Annotated in this window: 10 protein-coding genes and 1 pseudogene; 8 read left to right on the top strand and 3 right to left on the bottom strand. The window is 38.6% G+C overall.

All coding sequences use genetic code 11. From position 1 onward, the window contains the following. Both D7V20_RS11515 and mnmG read right to left on the bottom strand, forming a co-directional pair. Positions 1-555: phage late control D family protein (locus D7V20_RS11515; RefSeq protein WP_215624534.1), on the bottom strand; the 555-nt coding region annotated here is incomplete at its 3' end. A 136-nt stretch (positions 556-691) separates the two neighbouring features. Next, positions 692-2,572: a tRNA uridine-5-carboxymethylaminomethyl(34) synthesis enzyme MnmG gene (mnmG, locus tag D7V20_RS11510; RefSeq protein WP_120384426.1), complete on the bottom strand. Its 1,881-nt coding sequence runs from the start codon at positions 2,570-2,572 to the stop codon at positions 692-694. A 253-nt stretch (positions 2,573-2,825) separates the two neighbouring features. Between mnmG and D7V20_RS20130 the strand changes: the two are divergent. The 7 genes and pseudogenes from D7V20_RS20130 to purD all read left to right on the top strand — a co-directional run. After that, positions 2,826-3,059 (top strand): annotated as a pseudogene (locus D7V20_RS20130) (hypothetical protein); the annotation flags it as partial. A 449-nt stretch (positions 3,060-3,508) separates the two neighbouring features. Next, complete coding sequence (locus tag D7V20_RS11500) at positions 3,509-4,402, top strand: bile acid:sodium symporter family protein (RefSeq protein ID WP_120384424.1); 894 nt, start codon at positions 3,509-3,511, stop codon at positions 4,400-4,402. A gap of 118 nt (positions 4,403-4,520) precedes the next feature. Next, positions 4,521-5,423, top strand: a complete 903-nt coding sequence (prmA, locus tag D7V20_RS11495; protein ID WP_120384423.1) for a 50S ribosomal protein L11 methyltransferase — start codon at positions 4,521-4,523, stop codon at positions 5,421-5,423. Between the two features lie 19 nt (positions 5,424-5,442). Further along, the gene (locus tag D7V20_RS11490; RefSeq protein WP_120384422.1) at positions 5,443-6,315 is read left to right on the top strand and encodes a DUF3426 domain-containing protein; all 873 of its coding nucleotides are present in this window, start codon (positions 5,443-5,445) and stop codon (positions 6,313-6,315) included. A gap of 373 nt (positions 6,316-6,688) precedes the next feature. After that, entirely contained in the window at positions 6,689-6,958 is a 270-nt protein-coding gene (gene fis / locus D7V20_RS11485) for a DNA-binding transcriptional regulator Fis (RefSeq protein ID WP_001086304.1), read from the top strand. Between the two features lie 95 nt (positions 6,959-7,053). Continuing rightward, a complete protein-coding gene (gene purH, locus D7V20_RS11480; protein WP_120384421.1) occupies positions 7,054-8,628 on the top strand; it encodes a bifunctional phosphoribosylaminoimidazolecarboxamide formyltransferase/IMP cyclohydrolase in 1,575 nt (524 codons plus the stop codon). A 128-nt stretch (positions 8,629-8,756) separates the two neighbouring features. Continuing rightward, on the top strand, positions 8,757-10,040 hold the full coding sequence (gene purD / locus D7V20_RS11475) for a phosphoribosylamine--glycine ligase (protein ID WP_120384420.1): 1,284 nt from the start codon (positions 8,757-8,759) through the stop codon (positions 10,038-10,040). A gap of 103 nt (positions 10,041-10,143) precedes the next feature. Here purD and D7V20_RS11470 read toward each other — a convergent pair whose 3' ends face one another. After that, positions 10,144-11,223 (bottom strand): AraC family transcriptional regulator, encoded by a 1,080-nt coding sequence (locus tag D7V20_RS11470; RefSeq protein ID WP_120384419.1) that lies wholly within the window; start codon positions 11,221-11,223, stop codon positions 10,144-10,146. Between the two features lie 198 nt (positions 11,224-11,421). Here D7V20_RS11470 and D7V20_RS11465 point away from each other — a divergent pair, with 198 nt between their 5' ends. Then, a complete protein-coding gene (locus tag D7V20_RS11465) occupies positions 11,422-12,318 on the top strand; it encodes a 3-hydroxyacyl-CoA dehydrogenase (protein WP_120384418.1) in 897 nt (298 codons plus the stop codon). The last annotated feature ends 418 nt before the right edge of the window (positions 12,319-12,736 follow it).

Here is a 12,736-nt window from a genome sequence, read left to right as displayed (position 1 = left end):
AGAAAGCAAACGTTGAATAAAGGTTGTATCTCGTTCATTATATTGCATAATAAACGGACGTACCGCGTAGTCTTTGCTGAGTCCACTTAGGTCCAAGCTCAGGCTGGCGGCGAATAAGGGGCTGTGTGCTTGCCATTCTTTAAAGAGGATTTGGATGACTTCGATCGCAGTTTTATTCATAAACACGCGTGAGTTTCGTCTGTGTTTCCATAGTGCGGTTGGGTCTTCAACCGTGAGGCGATAGATGGTGAGTGCGCCATCACTTGCGCCAATTTCGGCTTGGGTCACAATGCCTGAAATGCGTGTTAGTTCTGAGCGATCTGTGACGATGTCGATAGCGGCTTGGCTAGCTATGAATTGTTTTAAAGGGATTTGGTCATCGGTCGATAGGCAGATGAGTTGTAGTTGTATGCCTGTATTGAGACGATGTGTGCCTTCGATGTGTTGTAGATAAATTTTTTGGCTTAGGCTTTGGTTACTGAGTTGTAGGTGTATGGCACGATTTTGCGCGTTGAGTCCTATGCGTTCGAGGGCTGAATAGATATTTTGAGACATAATTTATTATTTATATTTAACATTGAGACTGATTATGCATTTTAAATTAAATAATGTAAATTAAGGCGCTCTAATAAATTACAAAAACTGCATTAAAAAAACCCGCTCTCAGCGGGTTTTTCGAACTTTAAAAAACTTAAGCAGATTTTTTGGCTTGATTATTCTTACGAATCGTAATCATCACCAATTGAACTGCTGCAGGTGTTACACCTGGAATACGACCTGCTTGTGCCAAAGTTTCAGGACGTACATCTTTTAATTTCAAGGTAATTTCACGAGATAAACCTGAAACAACATCATAATCAAAATCAGCAGGAATGCGTGTTTCTTCCAAACGCTTCATTTGAGCCACATCTTCTTGCTGACGGTTGATATAACCTGCATATTTCACCGCAATTTCAATTTGCTCACCAACAAAAGCGGAAACTTCTGAGCTCGTTAATTCAGCAATTTGGGCAAAATTAATGTTCGGACGTTTGAGCAAATCAATCGCATTGGTTTCTTTAGAAAGATCATCGCCAGTCATTTCAACGAATTTTTTACCCAATGGATTATTTGGCGCAGCCCAAAGATGCTGTAAACGACCAGTTTCTTTCTCTACTGCTTCCATTTTTTCACAATAGTTAGCCCAACGTGCATCATCAACCAAGCCCATTTCACGGCCAATCGCTGTTAAACGCTGATCCGCATTGTCTTCACGTAGCATCAAACGGTATTCCGCACGTGAAGTAAACATACGGTATGGCTCTTTGGTACCTAAAGTAATCAAGTCATCAACCAAAACGCCCATATACGCTTCATCACGTTTTGGTGTCCATTGCTCTTGATCCCACGCACGGCGAGCAGCATTTAGACCTGCAAGTAACCCCTGCGCACCAGCCTCTTCATAACCCGTCGTACCGTTAATTTGACCAGCAAAATACAAATTGTTGATCGCTTTGGTTTCTAAAGAGAACTTCAATGCTTGAGGATTGAAATAGTCATATTCAATCGCATACCCTGGGCGAAGAATATGCGCATTTTCCATACCACGAATTGAACGAACCAATTCAAATTGAACATCAAATGGTAATGACGTTGAAATACCATTTGGATACAGTTCATGTGTATCCAAACCTTCTGGCTCTAAGAAGACTTGATGTGAGTTTTTATCTGCAAATTTATGAATTTTATCTTCAATCGATGGGCAGTAACGTGGCCCCACACCTTCAATCACACCAGTGTACATCGGTGAACGATCTAAACCGCCACGAATGATGTCATGGGTACGTTCATTGGTATGTGTGATATAACAATTTACTTGCTCAGGATGCATAGACGCATCACCCATGAACGACATGGTTGGAGATGGGAAATCACCAGGCTGTGGTGTCATCACTGAGAAATCAACTGAACGAGCATCAATACGCGGTGGTGTACCCGTTTTTAAACGACCTACTGGCAAATTCAATTCACGAAGACGAGCTGCCAATGAAATTGAAGGTGGATCACCTGCACGCCCCCCAGAAGAATTATTTAAACCGACATGGATCACACCGCCAAGGAATGTACCTGTAGTGAGTACAATCGTTTTTGCGTCAAAGCGGATACCCATTTGAGTAACCACACCTTTAACGGTATCGCCTTCAACGATCAAGTCATCTGCTGACTGTTGGAAAATATCCAAATTGGCTTGATTTTCTAGTGTATGACGAATTGCAGCTTTAAAACGAATACGATCAGCCTGAGCACGTGTAGCACGAACAGCAGCACCTTTACGTGAGTTCAAAATACGGAATTGAATCCCGCCTTTATCGGCAGCCAAAGCCATTGCGCCGCCTAGTGCATCAATCTCACGAACAAGATGTGATTTTCCAATACCACCAATTGCTGGGTTACAGCTCATCTGCCCTAAAGTCTCAATGTTATGAGTTAGGAGTAAAGTCTGTCGACCCATACGTGCCGCAGCCAACGCCGCTTCCGTACCTGCGTGACCGCCACCAATAACAATGACATCGTAAACTTTAGGATAATGCATAGTGATAATTGAGAGATAAATAAAATGACAGGAAATTATAGCAAAATTTTACTTTTTATTTTAGCTCGTTTTACAAATTTTATTTATACAGGATAACAATACATCTTACACAACTTGACACTTTGTTGCACGATTCCTCCATAAATGAAATTTAATTTAATCAAAAACTTCTCTAGGATAAATACCGAACTGGCAATTATTCAATCTCTTTTTAGCTATTGAATTCACACTTTTTAATAAAAGGAATATCATCATGAAAAATACGATGTCTAAAGTGATTGCAACAACTTTACTTAGTTTTGTGACTTTTTCATTCGCTCATGCAGCAGAGGAAAATGCCAGCAAGGCAGAAGTGAAGAAACAGATTCAAATTTGTAGCAAGAAGAAACAAGGTGACTGGGTGGTATACGCCAACAAAGGCGTTACTTTTAATGGTACTTGTGAACCAAATGCAGACGGTAAATTGCAATTCACGTTCCCTGCACCACCTGCTGGAGCAAGCGCGATGAATGCACCGAGTGCAGAAGCAACGACAAATACCGCAACAATGGAATCAGCACCAGCTGCTGAAACGATGACAGCTCCTGTCAATGAAGCACCTCAAGCAATTGAACAACCAAGTTCAGCACAACCTACTGAAGCGCCTATCCAAGCGCAATAATTCAGTAACTATAATATTCAACTATTATTAGGTATAAAAAGCCTATTTCAACATGATTGAAATAATAGATGAATCTAGAAAACTTAAAGTGGTTGATGATAATGTCAGCCACTTTTTTAGTGTCTAATCTATTTATCACTGAATATTAAAAGACCAAAATTCAGATACAAACTATTCATTTTAAATAAGAAAAAATATATTTTAAAAATAAAAATTATCAATTACACTCAAAGAAAATAGATATTAAAAAAACAATGACATGGAGTGTATAAAAAATGGATTCTGGAATAATCACCATAATGTTACCACTAGCGCTGGCCATTATTATGATGGGTTTAGGCTTAGAGTTAACCCCAAAAGATTTTGCACGTGTTTCAAAACATCCCAAAGCTGTACTGATTGCTTTATTTTGTCAATTGGTTGTTTTGGTTGGAATCGCCTTTATTATCTGTAAAGTCCTTGCCTTGCCTCCCCTTCTTGCAGTCGGTTTAATGCTATTAGCCGCTTCACCAGGTGGCAGTACCGCAAATTTATTTAGCTATTTATTTAAAGGTGATATTGCGCTCAATATTACCCTCACGGCCATTAATTCTATTATTGCCGCTTTTACTTTACCGCTAATTGTAAATTTCGCGATTCAGCATTTTATGAATGATGGCCAACAGATCAGTATGCAATTTGGTAAAATCGTACAGGTTTTTGCGATTATTTTGGTTCCTGTATGTGTGGGTATGCTGATTCGACACTATGCGCCCTCTTTAACCCAGAAACTGAATAAGCCCCTACGCATTTTCTCTGTTGCTTTTTTAGTCCTGATTATTATTGGCGCGATTGCCAAAGAGCGTGCTCATATTTTGGAATATTTAGCGCAGGTCGGTTTAGCGACGGTCATCTTCTGTATTTGCAGCTTAGTAATTGGTTATTTTGTGCCAAGACTGCTTGGAATTAATAGTGCCCAAGCACGTGCATGTGCTTTTGAAATTGGCATCCATAACAGTACACTTGCAATGACAATCGCACTGACCGTTATTGCGAATAGTACTGTAGCGATGCCTGCCGCAGTTTATTCTATTTTCATGTACATCTTTGCAGCTATTTTTGGCATGCTAATTTCTCGTTTAGCAAGCAATCAACTAAATGTAGAAAACACAGCCAACACCCGTACATAATGCTAAATAAATTGTTTCTAAATGGATGGTTTAGCCATCCATTTTTATTTTCATAAGGCGTGACTTTAGACTTTCGGCTACAATAGCTTTTTTTAAGAAAATACATTAGGTCTTTACCGTGAAGTGGTTACAAATTCATATTACTGTTGAACAAGCTCAAGTTGATTTTACAGAAACATTATTAAGCTCACTTGGCGCTGTAAGCGTGACACTCAATGATGCTGAAAACCAAGACTTGCTTGAACCACTTCCAGGTGAAACACCACTTTGGAATAAAGTCATTGTTACGGGCATCTATGCACAAGAAGATGACGAGCAAATTGATGTTGAAGCTTTAGAAACATTTATTCGTACCCAAATGCCAGAAGCACCAATACGCAGTGAGTTTCTTGAAGACCAAGCATGGGAACGCACTTGGATGGATGCCTATGAGCCAATCCAAATTGCTGAAAAATACTGGATTGTACCTGAATGGATGGAAGCGCCAGAAGCAGATGCCGTCAATATTAAACTTGATCCGGGTTTAGCATTTGGTACAGGTAACCATGCTTCAACATTTCTATGCTTACAATGGTTAGGCAAGGTCGATGTTAAAGATAAAATTGTCATCGATTACGGTTGTGGTTCAGGCATTTTAGGTGTAGCTGCACTTCTTTTAGGCGCTCGAAAAGTTTATGCCACAGATATCGACCCGCAAGCTGTTTTAGCAACAAAACAAAATGCTGAATTGAATGGTGTGCTCAATCAACTCTATGTTGGACTTCCTGAAGAGTTCAATAAAGTGCTTGCGGACCAAAAGGCAGATGTATTTGTTGCAAACATACTTGCAGGCCCTCTCATGGCGCTTGCGGCTGAATTCTCAACTTTAATTAAATCTGAGGGTAAGTTCGCACTCGCAGGTATAATTGAAGAGCAAGTTACTGATGTTTCTAATGTTTATTCTGAATTCTTTGATATAATGGAAGTGGAAAAACGTGATGAAAATTGGTATCGAATTTCAGGATCACGTCATATGTATTAATCTGCGAAAATAAGTTTTTATGACTGACAAACAAACCCGCTGCCCAAACTGTGAAACGATTTATAAAGTATCAGTTACGCAACTAACTGTTGCTCAGGGTATGGTTTGTTGTCCAAAATGTTCAACTAACTTTAACGCTTTATTACATCTACTAAACCCCAACGCCATAGAAAAGACTCAAAACGTTAAACCACAGCTAATTGAACAGACACCGCAGATCGTCAATACCCCAAACCATGACCACGGTGCAGAAACACATTTTTTAGATATTTTTGATCGTAAAATAGAAAACTCAAATATTGACCTAAGAACCTACTTAAACAATCTTAATTATTTTAATAACGAACCACTTCATAGCATTCCGAGTTTAAATTTAGCTCAAGGCATCATTGATCATGCCAATAATCAATCCAGCAATTCTAAAAGCAAACTTTACTATACGTCTTGGGGACTGATTAATCTCGCTCTACTCATCATCTTGCTTTTTCAAATCGTATGGTTTAATCCAAGTCTGACTGACCGCTATCCTTTAATTAATCGTATATTTACCCAAACATGTTCGATTTTACGTTGTGATACTGCTGATCAACGCTATAAGCACATTGTTATTAGTAATCTAAAAGTAAAAGCCATCGATAATCAGCAAACCCAATTCACAGGACAGTTGACTAACGATTATTCTAAAAGTTTAGAATTGCCGTTCATCAAAGTACTCCTTAAATCACATGATAATGTGGTGACGACTTATATCATAACGCCTGACGAATATTTGATCGAAAGTTTAATTGGTATTAAACGTATTCCCAAAAATAGTCCTTACCCTTTTAAATTTGTTGTTACAGCATCGAGAAATACATTTGATCATTACCAATTAGAAGTAATTCACCCTTAAGATTGAAAAAAACTATAAAAAAATGAAAAAAAATGTAGTTTTCTTGCTCATTTTTTCTTAGACAATGGTATCATGTGCGCCACGAAAGCTTTGTGCCACAAACTCCTCGCAATTTTTCACAAAAAATACAATCTTGTTTATGTGCTTTATAATAAATTCAGCGCATCAGGGATATTTTTTGTTTTGAGGCGTTCCGTAACAAATATTAATCTATTGTTACGCTTATTTTTCGCTCAATTGTGTAAGCTGTGGCAAGCTAATTGTTTCTGTTTTAGAGCCAACCGTTTTAGGATCTAAGACGGAGCTCAGTATTTTTTTTAGACCACATTGATCACTTTACCCAAGTGATTATAGATTTTTCGGATTATCTCGCATGAATAGCAAATCTCCTATTTTTACTGCACAATCTGATGTCGCTCTTCGTATCCACGTAGATCGCGCAGTTCGTCACTATTTTGCACAATTGCAAGGTGAACAACCATCACAAGTGTACGACATGGTGCTAGCAGAAATGGAGAAACCTCTTTTATCTGTAGTTCTAGAATATACACGAGGTAACCAAACTCGTGCTGCTGAGATTCTAGGACTCAACCGCGGTACTTTACGTAAAAAGTTGAAAGCTCACGGTTTAATGAGTGAATAAATGATAAAATGCTCACGACTTGCGTGGGCATTTTTTTTACCTACGTTTTGCCTATTTGTTTAAATCTCTAGACTTAAAAACTGTTGATGAAGATCATGACTATTAAACGCGCTTTAATCTCTGTTTCCGATAAAACTGGGATCGTTGAATTTGCCCAGAACCTTGTAGCTCTTGGGGTAGAAATTTTATCTACTGGTGGTACGTATAAGTTGCTTAAAGACAACAATGTATCCGTAGTTGAAGTTTCAGAGCACACTGGTTTTCCTGAAATGATGGATGGACGTGTAAAAACACTACATCCGAAAATTCATGGTGGTATCTTAGCTCGTCGTGGTCTAGACGAAGCTGTTATGGCTGAACACAACATCGATGCGATCGATTTAGTTGTGGTTAACCTTTATCCATTTGCAGCAACTGTAGCAAAACCAAATTGTTCATTGGCAGATGCAATCGAAAATATCGATATCGGTGGACCAACTATGGTTCGTGCCGCAGCTAAAAACCATGCTTCAGTGGGTATTGTTGTTAATGCATCTGACTATGCAACCGTGATTAGCGAATTAAAAGCTAATGCAGCATTGTCTTATGAAACTCGTTTTGACTTAGCTGTGAAAGCTTTTGAACATACTGCACAATACGATGGCATGATTGCTTCATACTTAGGTGCGCGCGTAGGTAAAGAAGAAGGTCAGGCTGATAAGTTTGCTCGTACTTTCAATACGCAATTAAATAAAGTACAAGATTTACGTTATGGTGAAAATCCACACCAATCTGCTGCGTTCTATGTTGAAAGCACAGCAACGGAAGCTTCAGTTTCAACGGCGAAGCAACTTCAAGGAAAAGAACTTTCTTATAACAATATCGCGGACACTGATGCAGCGCTTGAATGTGTGAAATCATTTGCAAAACCTGCCTGTGTGATTGTTAAACATGCCAACCCTTGTGGCGTTGCTGTTTCACTCGATGGTATTCAAGTTGCTTATGATCTTGCTTATGCAACAGATCCTGAGTCTGCTTTTGGTGGCATTATTGCGTTTAACCGTGAATTAGATGTCGCAACTGCGCAAGCAATTGTTGACCGTCAATTCGTTGAAGTGATCATTGCACCAAGTATTGCTGAAGGCGTACTTGAAGTGACTGGCGCGAAGAAAAATGTACGTGTTCTCGTTTGCGGTGAATTACCAGCAATTGATGAACGTGCTGCACAATACGACTATAAGCGCGTCAATGGTGGTTTATTGGTTCAAGACCAAGATTTAGGCATGATCACCAAAGATGACCTTAAAGTTGTGACTAAACGTGCACCAACTGAACAAGAAATTGACGATCTCATTTTTGCATGGAAAGTTGCAAAATATGTGAAATCTAATGCGATTGTTTATGCGAAAAATCGCCAAACAATTGGTGTGGGTGCAGGTCAAATGAGCCGCGTCAACTCAGCACGTATTGCAGCAATTAAAGCTGAACATGCAGGCTTAGTGGTTGAAGGTGCTGTCATGGCGTCTGATGCATTCTTCCCATTCCGTGATGGTATTGATAATGCAGCGAAAGCAGGTATTAAATGTATTATCCAACCAGGTGGTTCAATGCGTGATGAAGAAACCATTGCTGCTGCTGATGAAGCTGGTATTGCAATGGTATTTACCGGCATGCGTCATTTCCGTCACTAATTAATTTTTAAATCCTCCCTAGCCCTCCTTTATTAAAGGAGGGTTTTCTATATCATAATAGAACGAAGGGAGTCCCCCTTTGATAAAGGGGGATTTAGGGGGATTCTATTTCTGAAGGGTTTTTGAAGATGAACATTTTAGTATTGGGTAGTGGTGGTCGTGAACATGCACTTGCATGGAAAATCGCGCAAGATGAAAAAGTAACTCAAGTTTTTGTTGCGCCTGGTAATGCAGGCACTGCGACTGAAAATAAATGTAAAAATGTCGCTTTAGATATTCAAAACAATCCTGCAATTATTGAATTTGCTCAAAATAATGCGGTTGATTTAATTATTGTTGGTCCAGAAGCTCCGCTGGTCAATGGTGTAGTCGACGCATGCCGTGAAGCGGGTCTTAAAATTTGGGGACCAACTCAATTTGCTGCACAACTTGAAGGTTCTAAAGCATTTGCTAAGCACTTCTTAAAGCGTCATAACATTCCAACAGCATTCTATGATGTATTTACCGAAGTAGATGCCGCGAAAGCTTTTGTTGAAAAAAATGGTGCACCGATTGTAATCAAAGCAGATGGTTTAGCTGCTGGTAAAGGCGTGATTGTTGCAATGACCAATCAAGAAGCATTTGATGCAATTGATGATATGTTGGCAGGCAACAAATTTGGCGATGCAGGTTCACGTGTCGTCATCGAACAATTCCTTGCAGGTGAAGAAGCTTCTTTCATTTGTATGATAGATGGTGACAACATCTTGCCAATGGCAACTTCGCAAGATCATAAACGTATCTTTGAAGGCGACCAAGGTCCAAACACAGGCGGTATGGGTGCGTATTCCCCTGCTCCCGTTGTGACTGCGGATGTTTTTGAAAAAGTCATGCAACAAGTAATGCGTCCAACAGTAGATGGTATGAAAGCTGATGGTCATGTATATACAGGCTTTTTGTATGCAGGTTTAATGATTGACGATGAAGGGCAACCACGTGTTATCGAATTCAACTGTCGTTTCGGAGATCCTGAAACTCAACCGATTATGATGCGTTTAAAATCATCTTTGGTTGATTTAGTTGAGGCAGGTATCGCTGGAAATCTTCCTGCAGAAGCCGAATGGGATACACGTAAAACGGTAGGAATCGTACTTGCATCTAAAGGCTACCCTGAAACGTCAAGTAAAGATGACGTTATCTTTGGTTTAGATACTAAAATGACTGATGCCAAAGTTTTCCATGCAGGTACAGCAACCAATGCCGATGGTGAAATCGTCACTGCTGGTGGTCGCGTTCTTTGCGTCACTGCGCTTGGCGACAGTATTGGAGAAGCTCAAGCCAAAGCTTTAGAACTTTGTCAAAAAATAACTTTTGATGGCATGCAATACCGTAAAGATATTGGTTATAGAGCGATTGCACGTGAAAATGCTTGATTGACTAAGCTGAATTGACTCAATCTATGGTCAGTTTAAAAACCCGCTCAATGCGGGTTTTTTTATAACACAATTTTATCTAGAAAATATAAGTATTGAATTGCTAATTTCTGACTTTCCTCAACTGCCGAGGTGTCACACCAAACCAATTTTTACATGCACGACTTAATGCAGATTGTTCAGAAAAACCCAGCACTGATGCAATTTGACTCATAGAAGCTTTTGAATCTGCTAGATACTGTAAAAGTAATTGTTGCCTCAATTTATCTTTAATTAACTCAAAGCTTGTGCCTTCTTCATGCAATTTGCGTTGCAAACTTCTTGGATGCATTGCCAACATATAAGCAATATCCGTTTTATTGGCTTTCGGACTCGATAAGTTAATACGTATCGCATGACGAACTCGGTCACTGATTGAACCTTGATGGCTACGAAAGTTCCGTTCAAGATAACTCTCTACAATTTCTCGCAAACCATGATCTGCGCGCCCCAATGCTGTATTGAATAATTTTTTATGAAAATACAATCCTGCATGTTGTTGATCTGCAATCACTTCTGTTTGAAAAAAACGTTTATAGACATTTAAAGAAGCGATAGGACTATGTGGCAAAGTCACTTTAAGGAGTTGATAATGATCGCCACTCAAGTAGCGCATCACCCGATGGCAAACAGCAAGCCCAAGATCCATGGACTGACGTTTACTTAAAAGATTAGTATCTTGAGTCAGTTGAATATCAAAAATAACTTCCACAATATCACGATCATCCTCAAATAAATCTGTTGTTGGATGCTCATTAAAATATAAACGTGGTGCTGAACCATGCAAGAAAAGTAAATCTGAACTGTACTTAAGCACATCACGAAGTGTAGACGCACTTTGTAGAATAGACCCAAGTACTCCCAAAATACTAATATCTTGATAATGTGAAATTCGTAACCCAAGATCAGCACAATTGGATTGTTGTGCACTCTCTTCCAAAAGTTGAATTACCGCATAATGTGAAATCCATTCATTATCATCTTGTAATTGCAAAGCTTGAATACCATGCTTTTCTAGCAAAGGCATTGGGTCAATATCTAACTGTTGCATCACCTCGACATAACCACGTAAACCAGAACTATGCAGCATGTCTTCATGGTCACTTTTAGGGTTCACACAATCGATCGAATCTGCCTGATTCATTTAAACAATCCTTGTCTCAATAAGTCAAAAAATAGACTCATTCTGTCAAGTTAACATAAAAATTCAAAGACACAATAGGATTAATGGACATTTTAACCACATATTAGATTTTGCAAATTAAACATATAGATTCGCCGAATAAATGTGGTGAAAAAGAAATGATTCATTTTTCATTAAGGATAAAATAAGGAAAATACAATGCATTTCAAGAATGTAACTGTAGCTGGCAGTGGTGTACTCGGTTATCAAATTGCTTTTCAAACTGCTTTTCACGGATTTAAAGTCACAGTTTACGATATCAATGATGAAATCCTTGATAAAGCCAAAGAAAAATTTTTTGAATTATCTGAATGTTATAAAAAAGATATCAATGCCACCCAAGAACAATTGGACAATACCTTTAAAAATCTGAGCTATTGCGCGAACCTAGAAGAAGCAGTGAAAGATGCCGATTTAGTGATTGAAGCAGTTCCTGAAAATCCAGAGATTAAACGTGATTTTTACGAAAAATTGAGCAAAGTCGCACCTGAAAAAACAGTCTTTGTTTCAAATACGTCTACATTATTACCTAGTCAATTTTCCGAATTCACTGGACGCCCAGAAAAGTTTTTAGCATTGCATTTTGCAAATCGAATCTGGGTGCATAACACAGCAGAAATTATGGGGCATGCAACTACAGACCGTAAAGTATTTGATGAAGTTGTAGCATTTGCTAAAGCAGTGGGTATGCTCGCTCTGCCAATTTATAAAGAACAGCCTGGCTATATTATTAATACGCTGTTAGTTCCGTATTTAGTATCAGCTTTAGACCTCTGGGTAAATGAGGTTGCAGCCCCCCACACCATCGATCAAACATGGATGAAAACACAGAGCAGCACGATAGGTCCATTTGGGACATTAGATATGATTGGCATGACAACAGCTTATAATGTAACTATGTTACAAGCGGACTTAACCAAAAACCCACTTCTGCTTAAAATTGCAGACAAAATTAAAACTGAGATGATCGATACTGGCAAGATGGGCATGGAAACTGGTCAAGGTTTTTATGACTACCCGAATCCTGCGTATCAATCGGAAACGTTTTTACAGTAAATTGGTTTAAAGGATCAATTTATCGCTTCATTTTTTGATTTTAAATGGTATTCAATTGTGTAAGGGAATTGAATACCACAAAATCCTTTTGGAAATAGCAGCTCTGCTGTATGCCATCCAATGACGATCACGGGCTTTATATATTCAAAAATAAGATAATAAATCCTTAAAAACTTATAAATAAAGAATAAGTATAAAAATTAGCCACATACATATTTATATTAAACAAAAGCAATTGTTTTACATATCAATTTAATAGAAACATTAAATTTATAGCGCTTAATGTTAAATATTTGCCTCAACCTTTTCACTATGTATAAGATAATTTTATTGATATGATTAACAAATCTTTAGAGAACAGTTGAAGAATCTCATTTCACAACCGCACTCTAATCCACAAATTAAAGAACACAATATT

Origin of the sequence: Acinetobacter rongchengensis (assembly GCF_003611475.1) — a bacterium.
In the GTDB taxonomy this organism is placed as follows: Bacteria; Pseudomonadota; Gammaproteobacteria; order Pseudomonadales; family Moraxellaceae; genus Acinetobacter; species Acinetobacter rongchengensis.
Note: the sequence above shows the minus strand (reverse complement) of the source record. Positions and strands in the feature narration are given on the sequence as shown.

Excerpts from the sequence above, each read along its gene's own strand:
- mnmG (WP_120384426.1), bottom strand. The coding sequence starts at position 2,572 with ATGCATTATCCTAAAGTTTACGATGTCATTGTTATTGGTGGCGGTCAC.
- D7V20_RS11500 (WP_120384424.1), top strand. The coding sequence starts at position 3,509 with ATGGATTCTGGAATAATCACCATAATGTTACCACTAGCGCTGGCCATT.
- D7V20_RS11490 (WP_120384422.1), top strand. The coding sequence starts at position 5,443 with ATGACTGACAAACAAACCCGCTGCCCAAACTGTGAAACGATTTATAAA.
- fis (WP_001086304.1), top strand. The coding sequence starts at position 6,689 with ATGAATAGCAAATCTCCTATTTTTACTGCACAATCTGATGTCGCTCTT.
- purH (WP_120384421.1), top strand. The coding sequence starts at position 7,054 with ATGACTATTAAACGCGCTTTAATCTCTGTTTCCGATAAAACTGGGATC.
- purD (WP_120384420.1), top strand. The coding sequence starts at position 8,757 with ATGAACATTTTAGTATTGGGTAGTGGTGGTCGTGAACATGCACTTGCA.
- D7V20_RS11470 (WP_120384419.1), bottom strand. The coding sequence starts at position 11,223 with ATGAATCAGGCAGATTCGATCGATTGTGTGAACCCTAAAAGTGACCAT.
- D7V20_RS11465 (WP_120384418.1), top strand. The coding sequence starts at position 11,422 with ATGCATTTCAAGAATGTAACTGTAGCTGGCAGTGGTGTACTCGGTTAT.